Here is a 20,387-nt window from a genome sequence, read left to right as displayed (position 1 = left end):
CGGCCGGTTCCATCGGTCGGGCGGATGAGTACGCCCGTCGTCCACCTCCACGCCGATCGGTGCGTGACGTGGCTCACACACTGGCACGGGGGCGAAGCGGTGACCACCGAAGCTGTCCCGACGGCTGCTCTCCGCATCTGCAGGCGCGAGCGACCGAGCCGAGGGGGTACCCGGGCCGGAACGCCGGAAGGCGCGCCGCCGGCTGATCCCGTCCCGGGAGGCCGCAGACTTACGCCGTCACCTGCTCCACCGGTGACCAAGGTCGACCAGTTGCTCGGCCGACGGCCGACACGGCTGGTGGCCCCGAGAGGATTCGAACCTCCGACACACGGTTTAGGAAACCGATGCTCTATCCCCTGAGCTACGGGGCCGCATCGCAGAGGCTAACGGAGCCACCGATCGCGGCCCGCCGGGAACACCCGCCACACCCGACTCGTCACTAGAAGTGAACCCCCGGCGGCACATACCGGGTTACCGTGCGGGTACACGTCAGGCTCCGGCAACGGCGCCGGGGGACGGAAGGTGAGGAAAGCATGGACGCGAAGGTGGTGGACGTCCCGGAGAGGGGACGCTTCGAGGTCCGGGTCGACGACCGCGTCGTGGGCCTGGCGAGCTATCACGTCGACGGCACCACGATGACCCTTCCGCACACCGAGGTGGACCCGTCCGTCGGTGGCCGGGGCATCGGCAGCATCCTCGTGGCCGGCGTCCTCGCGGCCGCACGCGAGCGTGGGCTGACGGTGCTGCCCTACTGCTCCTTCGTCCGGCACTACATCCAGCAGCACCCCGAGCACATGGACCTCGTCGCGGCGGAGGACCGACCGCACTTCGGCCTGGAGACCGCCGACCGCTGATCTGCGGGCACCGGCCGGCCCCGCCTAGGCTCCGCAGGTGCCGACGTCGCTGCTGTGGTTCCGCCGCGACCTCCGGCTCTCCGACCACCCGGCGCTGCTCGCGGCCGTCGACGCCGCGGGCGCGGACGGTGCCGTCGTCCCGCTGTTCGTCGTCGACCCGCGGCTCTGGGGCCCGTCCGGCGCGCCCCGGCGTCAGTTCCTCCGCGACTGTCTCGCCGCGCTGCAGGAGGAGCTCGACGGCGCGCTGGTCGTGCGCGCCGGCGACCCGGCGGACGTCGTCCCGAGCCTGGTGCGCGAGCTGGCGGCAGGCAGCGTGCACGTCTCCGCGGACGCCGGCCCGTACGGACGGCGACGCGACGCGGCGGTCGAGCAGGCGCTGGGCGCGGTCCCGCTGGTCCGCACCGGCTCGCCCTACGCGGTCACGCCGGGCCGGGTGACCAAGGGCGACGGCACGCCCTTCAAGGTGTACACGCCGTTCGCCCGCGCCTGGCGCGCGCACGGCTGGCGGGCGCCGGCGCCCCGGCCGGACGGCGTCCGGTGGGCGACGGGCGTGACGTCTGACGGCCTGCCGCCGGCGCAGGAGCTCACCGCACGCCTCCCGGATGCCGGCGAGAGGGCCGCGCTGGCCACCTGGAAGCGGTTCCGCGACGAGGCCCTGTCCGGTTACGACGACGGACGGAACCGCCCGGCGGCAGACGCGACCAGCCGCATGTCCCCGTACCTGAAGTACGGCTGCCTGCACCCGCGCACGCTGCTGGCCGAGCTGGCGACGGCCCGCCACGAGGGCGCCGACGCGGGTGCCGTGGGCCGCTTCACCGACGAGCTGGCCTGGCGCGAGTTCTACGCCGACGTGCTGTGGCACCGGCCGGAGACCGCGCACCGGGCCTTCGACGAGCGCATGGGAGCGATGACCTACGACCAGGGTCCGGACGCGGACGCCCGGTTCGCGGCGTGGGCCGAGGGCAGCACCGGCTATCCGATCGTCGACGCCGGGATGCGGCAGCTGCTGGGCGAGGCGTGGGTGCACAACCGGGTGCGCATGATCGTCGCGTCGTTCCTCGTGAAGGATCTGCACGTGGACTGGTGGCGCGGCGCCCGCTACTTCCTCGCGCACCTGGTCGACGGCGACCTGGCCAGCAACAACCACGGCTGGCAGTGGGTGGCCGGCACGGGCACGGACGCCTCCCCCTACTACCGGGTGTTCAACCCGACCCGGCAGGGCCGGCAGTTCGACCCGGACGGCGAGTACGTCCGCCGCTGGGTGCCCGAGCTGCGCGACGTCCCGACCCGCTTCGTGCACGAACCGTGGCTCGCGCCCGGTGGTGTGCCCGCCGGCTATCCCGAGCCCATCGTCGAGCACGCACACGAGCGGCAGGTCGCCCTCGCCCGCTACCAGGAGGTCCGGTCCGGTGCCTGAGGGGCACACCCTGTTCCGGCTGGCCCGCCAGCTGTCGACCCTGTTCGCCGGCCGGCCGGTGCACGTGACCAGCCCGCAGGGGCGGTTCGCGGCCGGCGCCGCGCTGCTCGACGGGCGGGAGCTCGAGGAGGTCTTCTCCTACGGCAAGCACCTGTTCGCCCGCTTCGGCGGCGACTCCGTGCACGTCCACCTCGGCCTCTACGGGACCTTCATCAGCGGGTCCGGCCAGCCGCCGGTGGCGCGTGGCGCACTGCGCATGCGCTGGGAGGGCGACGGGCCCGACGGCGGCGGGGTGTGGGCCGACCTGCGCGGCCCGACGGCGTGCGAGGTGGTGGCCGCACCCGAGGTCGCGACGATCCTCGCCCGGCTGGGCCCCGACCCGCTGCGACCGAAGGCCGATCCCCTCGTGGCACATCAGCGCATCACTCGCAGCCGGACGGCGATCGGCGCCCTCCTGATGGACCAGTCGGTGCTCGCCGGCGTCGGCAACGTGTACCGCGCGGAGCTGCTCTTCCGGCACGGCGTCTCCCCGTTCCGGCCCGGCCGCAGCGTCGACGGCGACGCGTGGGCGGCGATGTGGACCGACCTGGTCCGGCTGATGCGGGCCGGCGTGCGACTCGGGCGGATCGTCACCACCTGCCCCGAGCACCGCAGTCGCCGTCGCGGCCCGGCCGATCGGGAGGACGCGCACTACGTCTACCGGCGGACCGGACTCCCCTGCCGGGTGTGCGGCACCGAGGTGCGCACCGAGGTCATGGTCGGCCGGAACCTCTACTGGTGCCCGGTCTGCCAGCCGGCCTGAGAGCGAGACAAGGCACCCCCATTGCGGTACGAATCAGTCCGATGACTCCGACGAGGGATCCCGTAACCGCGGGATGACGTGTAACTTCGCGGCCGATGACGTCGGCACTGCGTGCGGTGATCGTCGTGACCCTCGCTGCGGTCGCGGCGCTCCTCGCGCTGCCCGGAACGGCCTCCGCCGCACCCGCGCCGATCGGTTACGACGTCTCCTACCCGCAATGCGGCACGACCCTCCCCTCCGACCGCGCGTTCGCCGTCGTGGGCATCAACGGCGGCCTGTCGACCCGCGGCAATCCCTGCCTGGCCGCACAGCTGACCTGGGCCTGGGGTTCCTCCGGGGCGCTGCCCGCGCAACCCCGCGCCCAGGTGTACCTCAACACCGCCAACCCCGGCGAGCTGCGCAACCAGGTCACCACCTGGCCGAAGACCGGGTCCACGCCCTACGGCGCGTGCGACGGCAGCAACAGCGCGGCCTGCTCCTGGCAGTACGGCTGGGAGCGCACGCAGAACAGCATCGACTCGTTCTTCACCCCGGCCGCCCGCACCGCCCAGATCGACGGCCGGCCCAGCAGCTACACCTGGTGGCTGGACGTGGAGACCATGAACACCTGGCAGAGCGGCAGCTCCGACGCGCTGGCGCGCAACCGGGCCGCGCTCGAGGGAATGGCGAGCTACCTGCTCGCGGCCGGCGGCCGCGTCGGCATCTACTCGACCGGCCAGCAGTGGGCCCAGATCGTCGGCACCGTCCCCGCCGGCAGCACCCTGGCCGCGGCCGACAGCTGGCTCGCCGGAGCGTCGAGTCTGACCGAGGCCCAGAGGGCCTGCCTCAAACCGGCGCTCGTGCCCGGCGGACGGGTGGCCCTCACCCAATACCTGCGTGGCGACCTGGACCGCAACGTGTCCTGCAGCTGAGTCAGACCGCACCCTTCCCGGCGTCACCGGCCGGAACGGCGGTGAGCCGCCGGACGTCGAGCGGAGCCGCGAGCCGGTCGGCCAGCTGTCCCCCGAGCGTCGTCAGCGCCTCTGCCGCGCCGTGCACCTTCAGCGCCTCGGCGCTCTCCCAGCGCTCGACCATCACGAACTGTCCCTTGCCCTCGTGCAGCGCGTAGAGCTCGCACCCCGGCTCGGCGTGCACCTTCGGGACGGCGGCCAGGATCGCCTCCCGCACCGCGTCGACCTGCTCCGGCTTCGGGGTGATGGTGGCGACGACGACGACGGACACAGGTCCTCCAGGTGGCACGGGATCGGGACGGACCCGGGTGTTGGTCTGGCGCCGGGGCCCCGGGCCGGGTCAGGATGCCAGTCGTGCCCGCCGACGGTTCTGCCAGTCCCCCGTCCGAGGACCGCCCCCTGCGGGTGGCGGTCGTCGGCGCCGGCCCCGCGGGCATCTACGCGGCCGACGCGCTGACCCGCCAGGACGACGTCCCGGTGGCCGTGGACCTGATCGACCGACTGCCCACGCCGTTCGGGCTGGTCCGGCACGGCATCGCGCCCGATCACCCGAAGATGCGGGCCATCCGCGACACCCTGCACCGGTTCCTGGACCACCCGATGGTCCGGTTCGTGGGCAACGTGGAGATCGGCCGGGACATCTCGCTGGACGAGCTGCGCGGTCACGTCGACGCCGTCATCTACACCTACGGCGCCTCGCTCGACCGGCACCTGGGGATCGACGGTGAGGACCTGCCCGGCAGCCTCGCCGCCACCGACCTGGTCGCCTGGTACACCGGCCACCCCGACGCCGACCGGGAACGCGTCGAAGCGGCGCTGGCCGGGATCAGGTCGGTCGTCGTGGTCGGGGTCGGCAACGTCGCCCTGGACGTGGCGCGCGTGCTGGCGCGCACCCCCGGGGAGCTGGAATCGACCGACATGCCGCAGCACGTCCTCGACACCCTCGCCGGCACCGCCGTCGAGAAGGTCACCGTGCTGGGCCGGCGCGGCCCGGCCCAGGCCTCCTTCACCACCCAGGAACTGCGGGAGCTCGACGGGCTGGAGAACGCGACGGTGCTGGTCGACGCCGCGGACCTCGAGCTGGACCCGGTCGCCGAGGAGCGCGCCGCCGAGGACCGCAACGTGGCCCGCAATCTCGCCGTGCTGCGCGGGTGGGCCGACCACGTGCCCGAGCCGGGCCGGACGCGGCTGCACCTGCGGTTCTTCGCCCGGCCGGTCCGGCTGCTGGGCGAGGAGCGGGTCACCGGGGTCGAGGTGGAGCGCACCGCGGTGGATGCCGACGGACGAGCCATGGGTACCGGCGAGGTCGACCTGCTCGCCGCCGACCTCGTCGTCCGTTCGGTGGGGTACTTCGGCATGCCGCTGCCCGGGCTGCCCGTGGACGAACGGTCGGGCACGGTGCCGCACGAGGCCGGGCGGGTGCTCCGGGACGGCCGGCCATCCCTCGGCGAGTACGTGGCGGGGTGGATCAAGCGCGGGCCCAGCGGCGTCGTCGGCACGAACAAGCACGACGCGCGCGAGACCGTCGCCGCGCTGCTGGCCGACGCCGCCGACGGGACGCTGCGGGCCTCTGGGCCGGTCGGCGACCTGGTCGAGACGCTCGTGGCGCGCGGGGCGGAGCCGGTCCTGATCGACGACTGGAAGGCGATCGACGCTGCGGAGGTCGCGCTCGGCGCCACCCGGGGACGGGCCCGCACGACGCTGCACGAGCGCGAGGCCCTGTTGGCCGCCGTCCGCGCCGCGACCCGGCGCTGAGCTCAGCCGGCTCGACCGAGCGCGAGGGGCCTGCCGTCCGCCACCAGGCAGAGGTCGATCGCCTTCCGGCGCAGCAGCACCGCCGCGGCCGCGTCGTCGACCAGCAGGCGCAGCCGGGGCTCCCCCCGCGCGGGAGTGACCCCGACCGTTCAGGCCCCGTCCGGAGGCTCGCCCCGTACGTGCGAGGGGTGCGAAGGACGGGGTCCCCTCTCACCCACTGTTGCGCAGGGCGGTCGCGATCCCGTTGATCGTCAGCTGGATGTTCCGGCGGGTCAGCTCGTCGTCGTCCCCACCCCGCCGGCGCCGGAGCATCTCCACCTGGAGGTGGTGCAGCGGCTCCAGGTAGGGGAACCGGTTGCGGATCGAGCGCGCCAGCGACGGGTTGTCGGCCAGCAGGTGGTCGTCGCCGGTGATCGCGAGCAACATCCGGCAGGTGCGCTCGTGCTCGGCGGTGATCTGGTCGAACACCCGGGCCCGCAGGTCCTCGTCGGGCACCAGCTCCGCGTAGCGCGCGCCCAGCTCCAGGTCGGTCTTCGCCAGCACCATGCCCATGTTGGACAGCACGCTGCGGAAGAACGGCCAGCGCCGGTGCAGTTCCTGCAGCCTCGCCAGCTTCTCGTCCGACCCCTCGACCCACGACTCCAGGGCCGCACCCGTGCCGTACCAGCCGGGCAGCATGATCCGGGCCTGCGACCAGCTGAACACCCACGGGATCGCACGCAGGTCGGAGATCTTGTCCCCGGCCTTGCGCGACGGCGGCCGGCTGCCGATGTTGAGCTCACCCAGCTCCCTGATCGGCGTTGCGGCCCGGAACCACTCGACGAACCCAGGTGTCTCGTGCACCAGAGCGCGGTAGGCCTGCTGGGCGCGCGCGGCGAGGTCGTCGAGCAGCTCGTAGGCGGGCTCGGCGTCGTCCCCCAACCCCTCGATGTCGAGCAGGCTCGACTCCAGGGTGGCGGCGACCAGCGCCTCCAGGTTGCGGCGGGCGAGGTCGGGTTCGGCGTACTTGGCGGCGATCACCTCGCCCTGCTCGGTGAGCCGCAGTGCCCCGGCGACGGCGCCGGGCGGCTGCGCGCGGATCGCCTCGTAGCTCGGGCCGCCACCCCGGCCGACCGTGCCGCCGCGGCCGTGGAAGAGCCGCAACCGGATGCCCTCGCGCTTCGCCACCTCGACGAGGTCGAGCTCGGCCCGGTACAGCGCCCAGTTCGCGGCGAGATAGCCGCCGTCCTTGTTGCTGTCGGAGTAGCCGAGCATGACCTCCTGCATGTTCCCCCGGCCGGCCACCAGCGACCGGTACAGCGGCTGACCCAGGACGGCGGTCAGCGTCGCGCCCGCGTTCCTCAGGTCGTCGATCGTCTCGAACAGCGGCGAGATGCCGATCGAGCAGGCCGGGCCGCCGTCCGCACCGGGGTCGAGCAGGCCGACCTCCTTGAGCAGCACCGCGGTCTCGAGCACGTCGCTGACCGACTCGCACATGCTGATCACGTAGTTCGGGATGGTCCGCGGTCCGAGCAGGACCACCTGCTCGGCGGCGGCGAGGAGCACGTCCAGCTCCCCGCGCGCGGTGTCGGAGAGCTCGGCGTCGGGCCGCACGAGCGGACGGCGCCGCGTCAGCTCGCCGGACAGCAGCTCCACCCGCGCCTCCTCGTCGAGGCTCGCGTAGTCGTCGCAGACGCCGGCCCACGCCAGCAGCTCCCCCACGACCTCCTCGTGGACGGCGGAGTTCTGCCGCATGTCCAGCCCGCACAGGTGGAACCCGAACACCTCGACGGCCTCGCGCAGCCGCAGCAGCCGGTCATCGGCCAGCTCGGTGGCGCCGTGGCTGCGCAGGGAGGCGTCGACCACGTCGAGGTCGGCGCGCAGCTCGTCCGGCGAGTCGTAGGGCGGCAGCTGGACATCCGGCGTCGGCCCCGGGATCCGGCCGAGCACCGCGTGCGCGGTCGCGGCCAGCCGCGCCGAGATGCCGCCGAGCGCCCGGCGGTAGGGCTCGTCGGCCCGGAACGGCGAGTCGTCCTCGGAGTTCTCGGCCAGCGCGTAGAGCTGCTCGGTCGGGGTGACCAGCCGATCGGACATCGACAGCTCCCCGCGCAGCGCCTCCAGCTCGCGCAGGTGGTGCCCCATCGCCGCGGCGGCGTTCTGCGTGGTGGCGCGCCGCAGGGCGCCCGCGGTGACGAACGGGTTGCCGTCGCGGTCGCCGCCGATCCACGACCCGGGCAGCAGCATCGGCCGGGGCATCAGGCCGGCGTCCGGCCAGCGCTCCTCGAGTGCCCGCCGGATCTCGGCGTTGATCGCGGGTATGACGTCGAACAGCGACAGCTCGTAGTAGCGCAGCGCCTCGTCGATCTCGTCCTCGAGCCGCAACCGGGACAGCCGCAGCAGCGCCGTCTGCCAGAGGGTGAGCACCGACCGCCAGAGCTGCGCCGACCACTCCTTCTCGTCGATGTCGGTGACCCGGTCGCGCTCCCGCAGCAGCGCGGCCACCTGCCGCTGCACCTGGAAGATCGTCTTGCGCCGCACCTCGGTGGGGTGGGCGGTGACCACCGGGCAGACCAGCGCGCCGGCCAGCTCCCGGGCCACCGCCTCCGGTTCCAGCTCGGCGGCGTCGATCGCCTGGAACGCGGCGGCCAGGCTGCCGATCTGCGGCGGCGAGCCCTCGCGCCGGTGGAACCGGCGGCGGCGCTCGTGGTGTATGTCCTCGGCCAGGTTGGCCAGCAGCGAGAAGTGGCTGAAGGCGCGGATGACGTGGTTCGCGGACTTCACGTCGAGGCCACCGAGCCGGTCGGCCAACTCCTCGCGGTCGACCTCCGAGCGGCGGATCTTGAACGCCTCGACGCGAGTGGACTCGATCAGGTCGAGCACGTGCTGGCCCGCCTGCTCGCCGATCACGTCACCGAGCACGCGCCCCAGGACGCGGATGTCCTCGCGCAGTGGCGCGTCGCTCTGGGGTTCGTTGGCCTCGGACGAGCGGAGGTCGGCGACGTCGACTGTGGCTTCGGACACGCAGGCAGTATCTACGGCCCCGTCCGGAGGCTCGCGCTGAGCTTACGAAGCGTGAGAGGGACGGGGTCCTTCTTCAGCCGCGCTCGAGCTCCCGCAGCGCCTCGGCGGCGAGCTGGTCACCGGCGGCCGCGCCGAGGCGGAACTGCTCGACCGCTCCGTCGAAGTCACCGCGCTCGGCAAGCAGGACGGCGAGGTTGTGGTGGCAGTACGCCTCACCGGCGGCGATACCGCCGCGGTAGGCCTCCTCCGCCGCCTCGTCGTCCTCCAGTTCGTCGGCGTAGAAGTTGCCCAGCGGCAGCCAGGCCACCGCCTCGCCCAGCTTGGCACCGCGCTCGAGGACGAAGCGCGCCTCGGCCGCGCGGCCGGTGGAGCGGAGCAGGTGGGCGAGGTCGGCCCGGGCCGCCGGGAAGAAGTTCTGGCCCGCGCGGAGCTCGGGCTCCAGCGCCGGGTCGAGGGTGGCGCACCAGCGCCAGCAGGCGACGACGGCGGCGGCCTCCTGGTCGCCCATGGCGGCGATCTCCTGGGCGACGTCCATGGCGGCGTGCCGCTCGCCCTGCTCGCGGAGCAGGAACGCCAGCTGCAGGCCGCCCTCGAGGTCGCCGGCGTCGGCCGCGCCGCGGTAGGCGCGCATGGCGCCGGCGAGGTCGCCGAGGTCTTCGAGCACCTTGCCCAGGTTGCGCCAGGCGTCCGGCTCGCCACCGGCCAGCGCCAGCTCGTAGGCGGCGACGGCCTCCTCCCACCGCTGCTGCGCGGCGAGCGCGTTGCCGAGGTTGAACGAGGCGACGGTGTCGCCCATGTCCGAGGCGCGGCGGAAGCACCACTCGGCGTCGGACTGCCGGCCGGCGTCGGCCAGGTCGCAGCCCAGGTCGATCAGCTCGTCGGCGTCGGCCGCTCCGGAGGCCTGGAGCCGCCGGAGGCGCGCGTCCAGGTCCTCGGTCATGCTGGCGATGATTCCGGGCCGGACGCCGCTGCGCGTCTCCCGTCCGGGTGACCTCACCCCAAAGGTGTGCGTGACCCGGTCAGTTCCCGAACGCGTCCCGCCAGGCCGGCAGAAGCTTCTGCTCGGCCCACTGGATGAAGGGCACCTGCTGGTCGCCGCCGATCTGCACCAGGGCCAGGTGCGTGAAGCCGGCGTCGGCGTACTCCTTCGCCGCCTCGAGCACCGCGTCGACGTCGTCCCCGCACGGGATGCTGCCGGCGACGTCCTCCTCGCGCACGAACTGGCTGGCCGCGTCGAACGCGGGCGGGCCGGGCAGCTCGGCGTTGACCTTCCAGCCCAGCCCGAACCAGCGGAACAGCGAGTGGGCCCGGGTGACGGCCGCGGCCTCGTCGGTGCCGAAGCTGATCGGCATCTGGCCGATCCGCGGCTTGCCCGCGCCCCCGGCCGCGTCGAACATCTCGCCCAGCTCCGGCTTGGGTTCGACCCCGATCATCACGTCGGCGTGCTCGCCGGCGATCGCGCAGGACTGCTGCCCGGAGACGGCGACGCCGATCGGCACCCGCGTGTCCGGGAGGTCCCAGAGCTTGGCCGACTCGACGTCGAAGTGCTCCCCGCGGAAGTTGGTGTACCCGTCGCCGTCGAACAGGTCGCGGATGATCTGGATCGCCTCCACCAACATGTCCTGGCGGACGTCGGCCGGCGGCCAGCCGCCGCCGACGACGTGCTCGTTGAGGTTCTCGCCGGCGCCCAGCCCGAGGGTGAACCGGCCGTCGGCGAGGATCTGCAGCGTCGCGGCCTGCTGCGCGACCAGCGTCGGGTGGTACCGGAAGGTCGGGCAGGTCACGTACGTCATCAGCGGGATGCGGCTGGTCGCCTGCGCGGCCGCGCCGAGCGTCGTCCAGGCGTTGGGCGAGTGGCCCATCTCGTCCAGCCACGGGAAGTAGTGGTCGCTGCTGACGGCGAAGTCGAAGCCCGCCTCCTCCGCCCCCACCACGTGGCCGACCAGGTCCTTCGGCCCGGCCTGCTCGGTCATCATCGTGTAGCCCAGCTGCATGCCCATGTCGCCCGGCTACCCGCGGGTGGACGGGCGCAACCCGGCTCAGACCCGCTCGGCCCGCAGCGCCTCGCGCAGCTTGGTCTTGCCGCTCGTGCGCAGCAGCGCGCCGGCGTAGATGCGGCCGCCGAGCCGCACCACCAGTGCGATGGCCACGAGCATCAGCCCGACGGCGACCAGCACCTCCCACCACGCCGCGCCCCCGGCCGCGACCCGCACCGGCATGACCAGCGGCGAGAGGCCCGGGACGAACGACGTGATCCGGGCCAGCGAGCCCGCCGGGTCGGAGGCGGCCCGCAGCGCCACGAAGAACCCGACGACCAGCACCATCGACATCGGCGTGATCACGCCGGCGAGGTCCTCCTGGCGGCTCACCAGCGACGCCGCCGCCGCGAAGAGCGACGCGTAGAAGGCGTACCCCAGGACGAACCACGCCACGACCGACAGCACGGTGCTGATGAGCTGACCCGGCAGGCTGACGAGGTCGAAGACCAGCGCCCCGGTGACGCCGACGGCCGCGATCGCGACGATCTGCGCCAGCCCGAGCAGCCCGAGCCCGATCACCTTGCCGGCCAGCAACTGCCACGGCTTCATCGTCGAGAGCAGCAGCTCGACCACGCGGGTCGCCTTCTCCTCGACGACGCCCTGGGCCACGAACTGGCTGATCAGGATCAGCAACGTGTAGAGCACGATGATCCCGATGACGGCGATGCCCGTGCGTTCACCGGTGGGATCCCCGCCCGGGGCGAGGGCGGTGACCGCCAGATCGGGCACGTCGAGCCGGGCGATCCCCGCATCCGCCAGCTGACGGCCGACGGCGACCTGGCCGACCGCGCCCTTCACCGTCGCGGTCAACGTGCTGTCCGGGCTGCGCTCGACGAGCAGCCGCGGCGCACGGCCCGAGCCGTCGATCAGCGCGCCGTCGACGTCCCCGTCGGCCAGCGCTCGGTGCGCCGCGGCCTCGTCGGCCAGCGTGCGGACGGTGACGTCGGCACCGACGGCTTTCCCCTGCGCCACGAGCGCGGGTTCCAGGGTGCTCGCGTCGCCGACCACCCCGACGGTGACGTCGTTGGCCCCGGAGGCGACGACGGCCTGGAACACCATGGCGCCCAGGACCACGAGCAGGATGACGGCGGAGCTGATCAGGAACGTCTTGTCGCGGATGCGGGTCGAGACCTCCCGGGCGGCGACCAGCCGGACCAGCTCGCTGCTGCCGGGCGTACGCGGGGCGGTCACGCCGCCACCTCCTCGGTGGGAACGGCGACGACCTCGCGGAACAGCTCGACCAGGCTGGGTTCCCGCCAGGCGAAGTGGGTCACCCGGCCGGTGCGCACCGCCGCGGCGAGCACGGACTGGTCGTCGGCGCCGTCCGCCAGCTCCAGCAGGGTGTCCCCCGCCTGCTCGGACACGACCCGCACGCCGGGCAGTGCGGCGGCCCAGCCGGGCGCGGCGTCCGGGGCGACGACCCGCAGCACCTGGCCTCCCTCGCGGCGCCGCAGCTCCTGGACGGTGCCGGTGGCCACCATCCGGCCGCGGGCGAGGATGCCCACCGAGTCGCACAGCCGCTCGACCAGATCCAGTTGGTGGCTGGAGAAGACGACCGGCACCCCCTGGCGCGCCTGGTCCAGCAGCGCCTCGGCGAGGGAGTCCACGCCGACGGGGTCGAGGCCGGAGAACGGCTCGTCGAGGATCAGCACCTCCGGCCGGCTCACCAGCGCCGCGGCCAGCTGCACGCGCTGCTGGTTGCCCAGTGAGAGCTTCTCCACCGGGTCGCCCCGTCGCCCCGCCAGACCGAGTCGACCCACCCACTCGTCGCTGGCCTGCACCGCGGCCGCGGCGTCCAGTCCGTGCAGGCGGGCGAAGTAGGTGACCTGCTCGCCCACCTTCATCTTGGGATACAGCCCGCGCTCCTCCGGCATGTAGCCGATACGGCGGCGGGTCTCCTGGCTCAGGGGTGTGCCGCGCCACCGCACCTCGCCGGCGTCGGCCCGCAGCAGCCCCATCGCGATCCGCATCGCCGTCGTCTTCCCGGCGCCGTTGGAGCCGCAGAAGCCGAACATCGACCCCGCCGCGACGCTGAAGCCGACGCCGTCGAGCACGTGGTTGTCACCGAAGCTCTTGTGCAGCCCGTCGAACTCGAGCACCTGGTCTCCCGCCCTCCGTGGTCCTGTGCCGAACCGTATCGACGGCGTGAGCTCGCGCGGGGAGGTGGGCTGCGGTCGAATCGGAACATGACCGAGAACGTGCCGGCCCAGCCGCCGTCGGGGGTGGGGCTCGAGGGGCTGCGCGCCGCGGCCGCCGGCTGCAAGGCCTGCGAGCTGTGGGAGCCGGCCACCCAGACCGTGTTCGGGGAGGGCCCGGAGACCGCGCGGATCGTCTTCGTCGGCGAGCAGCCCGGCGACCAGGAGGACCGAGCGGGCGAACCGTTCGTCGGACCCGCGGGCAAGGTGCTCGACCGGGCACTGGCCGACGCCGGCATCGACCGTCGCGACGCCTACGTGACCAACGCCGTGAAGCACTTCCGGTTCGAGCCGAAGGGCAAGCGCCGGATCCACCAGACGCCCGGCCCCGAGCACCTGCGGGCGTGCCGGCCCTGGCTGGAGGCCGAGTTCACGGTGCTCCAGCCGGAGATCGTCGTCTGCCTGGGCGCGACCGCGGCGAAGGCGTTGATCTCGCCGTCGTTCCGGATCACGAAGGACCGCGGCCAGCTGATCCCCTGGACGCCGCCCGCACCGTCGGCCGGAACCGACGACGGGCACCAGGAGGCCGACGACGACGAGCCGGACGAGGGCGCCCCCGCGCAGACGTGGATGCTCGCGACCACCCACCCCTCGGCGATCCTGCGCACCCCCGACGAGGGCCGGGCCGCCGCCTACGACGCCCTGGTCGCCGACCTGACCGTGGTCGCGCACGCCCTGGCCTGAAGCGCCGGTTCCGGTACACAAACGGCCCGAAGTCGTGTATTCGTTCAGGCGACGGAGGGGCCCGGCCGGTCCTCGCGATCCTCGGGGGCTGGCGAACCCGGCCGGGCCTGCTCCGCGGGCCGCCCGGCGCGGAAGAGCCGGAACGACGGCACGACCAGGGCGACGACGAGCATCGCCAGCACGATCACCACGCCGCCGGACACCATCGCGACGGTCACCGAGGTCGCGGTCGCCAGCGCCCCGGCCCGCAGGTCACCCAGCCGCGGGCCGCCGGCGACGACGACGATGAAGACGCCCTGCATGCGTCCGCGCATCTCCTCGGGTGCCGCGATCTGCAGCATCGACGTCCGCAGGACGGCGCTCACCATGTCCGCGGCGCCGGCCACGGCGAGGCAGATGACGGCCAGCCAGAGGGCGGGTGCGAAACCGAAGCCGACGATCGCCACCCCCCAGACGGCGATGGCGGCGAGGACGACGGCGCCCTGCCGGTCCAGCCGCGTCACCCAACCCGAGGACAGCCCCATCAGCAGCGCTCCGATCGAGGCGCCGGCGAACAGCCAGCCGAGGCTGTTGGCCGATTCGGCGAACCGGGTCTGCGACAGCTCGGGGAACACCGCCTGCGGCCAGCCGAACGTCATCGCGATGATGTCGACGACGAAGGTCATGAGCAGCGCCGGCTGCGTCCGCAGGAACGCGAAGCCCTCCCCGACGCCGCGCACGGCTGCGCTCAGCCGCAGCTTCCCGACCGCCACCCCCGGCGACAGGGGCGGGAGCCCGCGGAGCAGCGCCGTGGCCACGAGGAAGCCCAGCGCGTCGACGGCGTAGGCCAGGAACAGGTCGCCCAGCCCGATGAGCACGCCGGCGATCAGCGGGCCGACGATGACCCCTGCCTGGCGCACCGTCATCGACAGCGCGTTCGCGGCCGCGACCCCCGAGGGTCCGACCAGCGCCGGGATGACCGCGCTGCGGGTCGGCTGGTTCACCGCGGCGAAGCCGGAGACGCACGCGGCCAGCACCCAGAGCACCGCGAGGTTGCCGCCGCCGGGCAGCAGGGCCTGCACCGCCAGCAACGCGCTGGTCACCGCGGCTCCGCTGGAGGTGATGAGCATCAGCTTGCGGCGGTCCATCGCGTCGGCGATCGCGCCGCCGAGCAGGCCGAAGACGATCAGCGGCACGAGCGCCACGATCGAGGTCACACCGACCAGCAGCGAGGAGCGGGTGAGCTCGTAGACCTGGAACGGGACGGCGACCAGCGTCATCTGCTGGCCGAGCATCGTCGCGGCGACACCGCCGAACAGCCGCCGGTAGTGCGGGTTGCGCAGCGGCGCGGTGTCGATCGCCCAGCCCGACCGCCGCGCCGGTACCGGCTCCTCGACCGCCGCGCCCCCCTCGACCGGGTCGACCGGAGAGGTCATGGAGCGAGTCGCTGCACGATCCAGCCGCCACCCTCCGCGTCGTCCCGGACGAACTTCAGCCGGTCGTGCAACCGGTCCTTCCCGCCCTGCCAGAACTCGACGGTCTCCGGCACGACCCGATAACCGCCCCAGATCGCGGGACGCGGCACCTTGTCCCCCGGCGTCTGCTCGTCGAGCAGCCGCACCCGCTCGGCCAGCTCCTCGCGGGAATCGACGACCGTCGACTGGACCGAGGCGACCGCCGCCAGCTGCGACCCGCGCGGCCGCGGGTCCCAGAGCCCGTCGGACGCGGCGTCGCCGACCCGCTCGACCCGGCCGGTCACCCGCACCTGGCGCTGCAGGGCGTGCCATGGGAAGACCAGCGCCGCCCGGGGGTTGACCGCGAGCTGTGCGCCCTTCGCCGACGCGTAGCTGGTGCCGAAGAGGAAGCCGCTCTCGTCGTAGCCCTTCACCAGCACGATCCGCGCATCGGGTGCACCGTCGGCGTCCGCCGTCGCCACGACGACGGCGTTCGGCTCGGGCAGCTCGGCGGCCACGACGTCGGTGAACCAGCGGTCGAACTGCTCGACCCAGGTCGGGGCGAGGTCCTCCTCGCGCAGGCGGCCGGCCGTGTATTCGTTGCGCATCCGCGACAGGTCAGGCACGTGGCCATGCTGGCACCGCGCAACCGTGCAGGCTCGCGGCGGGCCGTCGGGCCGCCCCCGCGTGTGCCGGGCGTGTCGCCACCGCCTAGGGTCGGCAGGCAATCGTGGGCTGTTTCCCGGCCTCACGACCCGCGCGCAGAGGAGTTTGCGAGATGGCCGACGACTTCGTACCGGGCCTCGAGGGCATCATCGCCTTCGAGACCGAGATCGCCGAACCCGACAAGGACGGCGGCGCGCTGCGCTACCGCGGCGTCGACATCGAGGACCTGGTCGGCAAGGTCACGTTCGGCAACGTGTGGGCCCTCCTCGTCGACGGCAAGTTCGGCCCCGGCCTGCCCCCGGCCGAGCCGTTCCCGATCCCGGTGCACACCGGCGACGTCCGCGTCGACGTGCAGGCCGCGCTCGCCATGCTCACGCCGATCTGGGGCTACCGGCCGCTGCTGGACATCAGCGCCGACGAGGCCCGCGAGGAGCTCGCCCGGGCCGCGGTCATGGCGCTGTCCTACGTCGCGCAGTCCGCGCGCGGCATCGGCATCCCCGCCGTCCCGCAGAAGCGCATCGACGAGGCCAAGACGATCGTCGAGCGGTTCATGATCCGCTGGCGCGGCGAGCCCGACCCGCGCCACGTCGCCGCCGTCGACGCGTACTGGACGTCGGCCGCCGAGCACGGCATGAACGCCTCCACCTTCACCGCACGTGTGATCGCCTCCACCGGCGCCGACGTGGCCGCCTCGCTGTCGGGTGCGATCGGCGCCATGTCCGGCCCGCTGCACGGCGGCGCCCCCTCCCGCGTCCTGCACATGCTGGACGAGGTGGAGCAGACCGGCGACGCCGAGAAGTACGTGAAGGACCTGCTCGACCGCAAGGAACGGCTGATGGGCTTCGGGCACCGGGTCTACCGGGCCGAGGACCCGCGCGCCCGCGTGCTGCGCCGTTCCGCCGAGGAGCTGGGCGCACCCCGCTTCGAGGCCGCCCTGGCGCTGGAGAAGGCGGCCCTCAAGGAGCTGCGCGAGCGGCGTCCCGACCGCCCGGTCGAGACCAACGTGGAGTTCTGGGCGGCGATCGTCCTGGACTTCGCCGAGGTGCCCAGCCACATGTTCACCTCGATGTTCACGTGTGCCCGCACCGCCGGCTGGTGCGCGCACATCCTCGAGCAGAAGAACACCGGCCGCCTCGTGCGCCCCTCGGCCCGCTACATCGGTCCCGACCCGCGCAAGCCCGACGAGGTCGAGGGCTGGGACACCATCACGACCAAGGCGACGACGCAGGTCGCGCCGGCCTGAAGCGCCTGATCCGACGTGTCGACGGCCCGGTCCCGCCCTGCGCGGTCCCGGGCCGTCGCCGTCTCCCGCCGGACACCGTCGTCCGAATCCCGATGACCGGTCGTACCGGCACAGAGAAACCGAGAGGCAATTCCCCGGATGAGCATCACGATCCCCGCTGAGCTGCTGCCCGCCGACGGGCGTTTCGGCTGCGGACCCTCGAAGGTCCGCCCGGAGGCGCTGCAGGCGCTGGCCACCGACGGCGCCGCGGTCATGGGCACCTCGCACCGGCAGGCGCCGGTGAAGGGTCTGGTCGCAGAGATCCGCAGCGGCCTGGCCCAGCTGTTCGACCTGCCCGACGGGTACGAGGTCGTCCTGGGCAACGGCGGGACGACGGCGTTCTGGGACGCCGCGCTGATCGGGCTGATCCGCGACCGCGCCGCCTTCGGCACCTACGGCGAGTTCTCCGCGAAGTTCGCCTCCGGGGTGGCCGAGGCGCCGTTCCTGAGCGACCCGGTGATCACCAAGGCCGACCCGGGCTCGCTGGCGCTGCCCACGGGCGAGGCCGGCATCGACGCCTACGGGTGGGCCCACAACGAGACCTCCACGGGCGTGATGGCGCCGATCGCGCGCCCGGCCGGGGCGGACGACGACGCGCTGGTGCTCATCGACGCCACCAGCGGCGCCGGCGGGCTCCCCGTCGACATCGCGCAGACCGACGTCTACTACTTCGCCCCGCAGAAGTCCTTCGCGGCCGACGGGGGCCTGTGGCTGGCGGTGATGTCCCCGGCCGCGCTGGCCCGGGTCGCCGAGATCAAGTCGTCGGGCCGCTGGATCCCCGGCTTCCTGGACCTCTCGATCGCCGTCGACAACTCGTCGAAGGACCAGACCTACAACACCCCCGCGGTCGCCACGCTGTTCCTGCTCGCCGACCAGATCCGGTGGCTGAACTCGCTCGGCGGCCTGTCAGGCGCCGTCGACCGCACCCGGGAGTCGTCGGCCCGGCTGTACGGCTGGGCCGAGAAGTCGGAGTACGCGACGCCGTTCGTCAGCGACCCGGCGCACCGGTCGCTGGTCGTCGGCACGATCGACTTCGCCGACTCGGTGGACGCCGCGCAGATCGCCAAGATCCTGCGGGCGCACGGCGTCGTCGACACCGAGCCCTACCGCAAGCTCGGCCGCAACCAGCTGCGGATCGGCATGTTCCCCGCCGTCGACCCCGACGACGTGAGCGCGCTGACCGCCTGCATCGACCACGTGGTCGAGCGCCTCTGAGCCACCCGGCGGACCGTTGAACCCGAGAGGCCCAGAACCGGTGCGGTTCTGGGCCTCTCGGGTTCAACGCTGCGGGCTCAGTCGAGCAGCCAGGTGTCCTTCGTGCCGCGGCCGGCGCCAGGCCCGAGGGACACCCGGGTCAGCGGTGCGCGCAGCGCCCTCGCCGTGCCGCCGGGACCCGCGACGGACAGCACCCGCAGGTCCACCCGGCGGGGCTGCAGCGTCCCGTCGACGAGGGTCGGCAACGTCGTCGCGGCCACCGGCTCCTGGACGACGTAGCGGTACGGCGCCGCCGCGACCTCGGCCTCCAGCGACGCCAGCTCCGCCGACGAGCACGCCGGGCCGAAGACCGTGCCCCGGCCCCCGTAGCCGGCCACCGGCTTGACGACCAGCTCGTGCAGCCGGTCGCGCACCTGCGCCCACTGGCGGTCGTCGGCCAGCACCCAGGTGGGCACCGAGCCGATGATCGGCTCCTCGCCCAGGTAGAACCGGATCATCGCCGGCACCCACGCGTAGGTCGAGGTGTCGTCGGCGAGCCCGTTGCCGGGCACGTTCGCCAGCCCGAGCCGGCCCGACCGCACGCCCTCGGTCAACAGCGCGTCCAGGGACTGCCCGGTGGGGGTGCGGAAGGCGCCGAGCATGCCGTCGTCGAACCGCCGGTAGAGGACGTCGACCGGGTGCCGGACGCCGTCCAGCGACGCCTCGACACCGCCGTCCGGTCGGGGCCAGAGGTCGGCTGCGCGGACCAGCGGCACGCCCAGCGCGTCAGCCAGGACGCGGTGCTCGAACCAGGCGTTGTCGCTCTCCCCCGCGCTGAGGACGGCGATCCGCGGGCTGCCCGTGCCCGGCGGCGCCGCCGTGGCGAGGCCCTCGCGGAGCACGTCGACCGCGGCCCCGGGATCGTCGGGCGCGGAAAGGGCCGGCAGCGCGGCCCGCGCGCTCTCCCGGTTGGCCAGCGCGTAGCCGAGCCCGTCCGGCACCTGCACGTGGTCGGCCGCGGCCATCCACTCCCCGGTCGCGGTCCGGAGCACGTCCACCGCGGCCACGCTGGCGCGGGGCTGCCCCGGCCACGCCTGCCCGACCGCATCGGCGTGCCGGGCGGGGCTGTGGGCGACCGCCCACTGCGGCAGGACCCCGGCGCGCACGAGCTCGGGGTCGCGGTCGGCGTCCCCGCGCCGCCGTCCGGCCGCCCGGTAGGCGTCAGCCAGGAAGGCGTTCAGCGCGCGGTGCCGCTGCTCGACCCCGGCGGCGACCCGGGCCCAGTCGGCGGCCGACACGAGCCGCGGGAACGGGTCCAGCGGCAGGGGGCGCACCGTCTGTCGGCCGTCCGTCCACGACGCGACGGTGACCCCGCGCGCCCCCCGCTCGACGGCCATCACGTCGGCCGCGGCGGCGAGGCCCACGACGCCGAGGTCCTCCAGGGCGGGCGCGAGCGCCGCGTAACCGTCGCGCAGGCGGCCGTCCGGGGTGACCGCCTCGTCGGCGGGCGTCGCGGGGTAGCCGTCGAGGAGCGGCCGGCTCACAGCCAGCGGTCGAACCAGGCGGCGACGCGCCCGCTCAGCTCGACGAGGTCGTCCCGGCCGACGACGGTGTGGCCCTCGCCGGGCAGCAGCAGGAGCTCGCTGGGCGCCCCGCGGGCCTGCAGCTGCCGGTGTGCCTGCACCGACTCGGCGACCGGCACGTCGGTGTCCCGGTCGCCGTGGGCCAGGGGCACCGGTGAGGTGAGCCGGTGCAGGCCGGCCATCCACGACTGGGTGCCGGCGAAGAAGGTGCGCAGGTCGCTCATCCCGGCAAGCGTGGCACCGGCCGCGAACAGGTCCGGCCACCGGGTCAGCGAGACGCGGGTCAGGTAGCCGCCGTAGGACCACCCGTGGGCACCGATCCGCCCGGGTTCGGCGATGCCGGCGGCGGCCGGCGCGGCACAGGCCCCGGGTGCTCCGGAGATGGCGGCGATCCGGCGGCGGACGTCGTCCGTCAGCCCATCGGTGGCGGCGACGGGACGCCGCTGGATCATCGGTCCGGCCATCGCGCACCTCCTTCGCCCGTTCGGCGGCTCACTGTGCCGAGTCCGCGGCACGAACGGGGCACACCCGTC

18 protein-coding genes and 1 tRNA gene are annotated in these 20,387 nt (G+C 73.8%); 8 read left to right on the top strand and 11 right to left on the bottom strand.

Annotated features, from left to right (window positions below; translation table 11 throughout):
- Positions 1–295: 295 nt before the first annotated feature.
- A tRNA-Arg gene (locus AC2H4J_RS02430) sits at positions 296–371 on the bottom strand.
- Positions 372–533: 162 nt separating this feature from the next.
- On the opposite strand from AC2H4J_RS02430, the gene AC2H4J_RS02425 reads away from it, so the two are divergent.
- The 4 genes from AC2H4J_RS02425 to AC2H4J_RS02410 all read left to right on the top strand — a co-directional run bounded on the left by AC2H4J_RS02425 (position 534) and on the right by AC2H4J_RS02410 (position 3,984).
- Positions 534–854 carry a GNAT family N-acetyltransferase gene (locus AC2H4J_RS02425; RefSeq protein ID WP_487463229.1) on the top strand — a complete coding sequence of 107 codons (321 nt, stop codon included), beginning with the start codon at positions 534–536 and terminating at the stop codon, positions 852–854.
- Between the two features lie 37 nt (positions 855–891).
- Positions 892–2,271, top strand: coding sequence for a cryptochrome/photolyase family protein (locus AC2H4J_RS02420; protein WP_487463228.1), 1,380 nt, complete (start codon positions 892–894; stop codon positions 2,269–2,271).
- Positions 2,264–3,073 carry an Fpg/Nei family DNA glycosylase gene (locus AC2H4J_RS02415; RefSeq protein ID WP_487463227.1) on the top strand — a complete coding sequence of 270 codons (810 nt, stop codon included), beginning with the start codon at positions 2,264–2,266 and terminating at the stop codon, positions 3,071–3,073. The genes AC2H4J_RS02420 and AC2H4J_RS02415 overlap by 8 nt, the downstream gene beginning before the upstream one ends.
- 95 nt (positions 3,074–3,168) lie before the next feature.
- Positions 3,169–3,984 carry a hypothetical protein gene (locus AC2H4J_RS02410; protein ID WP_487463226.1) on the top strand — a complete coding sequence of 272 codons (816 nt, stop codon included), beginning with the start codon at positions 3,169–3,171 and terminating at the stop codon, positions 3,982–3,984.
- A gap of 1 nt (position 3,985) precedes the next feature.
- Here AC2H4J_RS02410 and AC2H4J_RS02405 read toward each other — a convergent pair whose 3' ends face one another.
- The gene (locus tag AC2H4J_RS02405; protein WP_487463225.1) at positions 3,986–4,294 is read right to left on the bottom strand and encodes a putative quinol monooxygenase; all 309 of its coding nucleotides are present in this window, start codon (positions 4,292–4,294) and stop codon (positions 3,986–3,988) included.
- 83 nt (positions 4,295–4,377) lie between these two features.
- Here AC2H4J_RS02405 and AC2H4J_RS02400 point away from each other — a divergent pair, with 83 nt between their 5' ends.
- Positions 4,378–5,778 carry an FAD-dependent oxidoreductase gene (locus tag AC2H4J_RS02400; protein ID WP_487463224.1) on the top strand — a complete coding sequence of 467 codons (1,401 nt, stop codon included), beginning with the start codon at positions 4,378–4,380 and terminating at the stop codon, positions 5,776–5,778.
- A gap of 210 nt (positions 5,779–5,988) precedes the next feature.
- On the opposite strand, the gene ppc is transcribed toward AC2H4J_RS02400, so the two are convergent.
- From ppc to AC2H4J_RS02375, 5 genes are all read right to left on the bottom strand, one after another.
- Complete coding sequence (ppc, locus tag AC2H4J_RS02395) at positions 5,989–8,778, bottom strand: phosphoenolpyruvate carboxylase (RefSeq protein ID WP_487463223.1); 2,790 nt, start codon at positions 8,776–8,778, stop codon at positions 5,989–5,991.
- 73 nt (positions 8,779–8,851) lie between these two features.
- Positions 8,852–9,718: a tetratricopeptide repeat protein gene (locus AC2H4J_RS02390; RefSeq protein WP_487463222.1), complete on the bottom strand. Its 867-nt coding sequence runs from the start codon at positions 9,716–9,718 to the stop codon at positions 8,852–8,854.
- Positions 9,719–9,797: 79 nt separating this feature from the next.
- Positions 9,798–10,778: a TIGR03557 family F420-dependent LLM class oxidoreductase gene (locus AC2H4J_RS02385; protein ID WP_487463221.1), complete on the bottom strand. Its 981-nt coding sequence runs from the start codon at positions 10,776–10,778 to the stop codon at positions 9,798–9,800.
- A 39-nt stretch (positions 10,779–10,817) separates the two neighbouring features.
- Complete coding sequence (locus AC2H4J_RS02380) at positions 10,818–12,008, bottom strand: ABC transporter permease (protein WP_487463220.1); 1,191 nt, start codon at positions 12,006–12,008, stop codon at positions 10,818–10,820.
- On the bottom strand, positions 12,005–12,916 hold the full coding sequence (locus AC2H4J_RS02375) for an ABC transporter ATP-binding protein (RefSeq protein WP_487463219.1): 912 nt from the start codon (positions 12,914–12,916) through the stop codon (positions 12,005–12,007). Before AC2H4J_RS02375 ends, AC2H4J_RS02380 begins: the two co-directional genes overlap by 4 nt.
- A gap of 87 nt (positions 12,917–13,003) precedes the next feature.
- Here AC2H4J_RS02375 and AC2H4J_RS02370 point away from each other — a divergent pair, with 87 nt between their 5' ends.
- Entirely contained in the window at positions 13,004–13,696 is a 693-nt protein-coding gene (locus tag AC2H4J_RS02370; protein ID WP_487463218.1) for a UdgX family uracil-DNA binding protein, read from the top strand.
- A 44-nt stretch (positions 13,697–13,740) separates the two neighbouring features.
- Here the strand turns inward: AC2H4J_RS02370 and AC2H4J_RS02365 are convergent, their stop codons facing one another.
- Both AC2H4J_RS02365 and pdxH read right to left on the bottom strand, forming a co-directional pair.
- On the bottom strand, positions 13,741–15,111 hold the full coding sequence (locus tag AC2H4J_RS02365; protein WP_487463217.1) for an MFS transporter: 1,371 nt from the start codon (positions 15,109–15,111) through the stop codon (positions 13,741–13,743).
- On the bottom strand, positions 15,108–15,755 hold the full coding sequence (gene pdxH / locus AC2H4J_RS02360) for a pyridoxamine 5'-phosphate oxidase (RefSeq protein ID WP_487463216.1): 648 nt from the start codon (positions 15,753–15,755) through the stop codon (positions 15,108–15,110). Before pdxH ends, AC2H4J_RS02365 begins: the two co-directional genes overlap by 4 nt.
- 152 nt (positions 15,756–15,907) lie before the next feature.
- Here pdxH and AC2H4J_RS02355 point away from each other — a divergent pair, with 152 nt between their 5' ends.
- Both AC2H4J_RS02355 and serC read left to right on the top strand, forming a co-directional pair.
- Entirely contained in the window at positions 15,908–17,038 is a 1,131-nt protein-coding gene (locus AC2H4J_RS02355; RefSeq protein ID WP_487463215.1) for a citrate synthase 2, read from the top strand.
- 138 nt (positions 17,039–17,176) lie between these two features.
- On the top strand, positions 17,177–18,292 hold the full coding sequence (gene serC / locus AC2H4J_RS02350; protein WP_487463214.1) for a phosphoserine transaminase: 1,116 nt from the start codon (positions 17,177–17,179) through the stop codon (positions 18,290–18,292).
- Between the two features lie 77 nt (positions 18,293–18,369).
- On the opposite strand, the gene AC2H4J_RS02345 is transcribed toward serC, so the two are convergent.
- Positions 18,370–19,815 (bottom strand): circularly permuted type 2 ATP-grasp protein, encoded by a 1,446-nt coding sequence (locus AC2H4J_RS02345; RefSeq protein ID WP_487463213.1) that lies wholly within the window; start codon positions 19,813–19,815, stop codon positions 18,370–18,372.
- The gene (locus AC2H4J_RS02340) at positions 19,812–20,318 is read right to left on the bottom strand and encodes an alpha/beta hydrolase family protein (RefSeq protein ID WP_487463212.1); all 507 of its coding nucleotides are present in this window, start codon (positions 20,316–20,318) and stop codon (positions 19,812–19,814) included. Before AC2H4J_RS02340 ends, AC2H4J_RS02345 begins: the two co-directional genes overlap by 4 nt.
- Positions 20,319–20,387: the final 69 nt, after the last annotated feature.

This window comes from Blastococcus sp. OS1-29, assembly GCF_057628075.1.
The sequence above is the reverse complement of the archived record's forward strand: the minus strand, read 5'-3'. Positions and strand labels throughout refer to the sequence as shown.

Excerpts from the sequence above, each read along its gene's own strand:
- AC2H4J_RS02390 (WP_487463222.1), bottom strand. The coding sequence starts at position 9,718 with ATGACCGAGGACCTGGACGCGCGCCTCCGGCGGCTCCAGGCCTCCGGA.
- AC2H4J_RS02370 (WP_487463218.1), top strand. The coding sequence starts at position 13,004 with ATGACCGAGAACGTGCCGGCCCAGCCGCCGTCGGGGGTGGGGCTCGAG.
- AC2H4J_RS02365 (WP_487463217.1), bottom strand. The coding sequence starts at position 15,111 with ATGACCTCTCCGGTCGACCCGGTCGAGGGGGGCGCGGCGGTCGAGGAG.
- AC2H4J_RS02425 (WP_487463229.1), top strand. The coding sequence starts at position 534 with ATGGACGCGAAGGTGGTGGACGTCCCGGAGAGGGGACGCTTCGAGGTC.
- AC2H4J_RS02355 (WP_487463215.1), top strand. The coding sequence starts at position 15,908 with ATGGCCGACGACTTCGTACCGGGCCTCGAGGGCATCATCGCCTTCGAG.
- serC (WP_487463214.1), top strand. The coding sequence starts at position 17,177 with ATGAGCATCACGATCCCCGCTGAGCTGCTGCCCGCCGACGGGCGTTTC.
- AC2H4J_RS02385 (WP_487463221.1), bottom strand. The coding sequence starts at position 10,778 with ATGGGCATGCAGCTGGGCTACACGATGATGACCGAGCAGGCCGGGCCG.
- AC2H4J_RS02340 (WP_487463212.1), bottom strand. The coding sequence starts at position 20,318 with ATGGCCGGACCGATGATCCAGCGGCGTCCCGTCGCCGCCACCGATGGG.
- AC2H4J_RS02410 (WP_487463226.1), top strand. The coding sequence starts at position 3,169 with ATGACGTCGGCACTGCGTGCGGTGATCGTCGTGACCCTCGCTGCGGTC.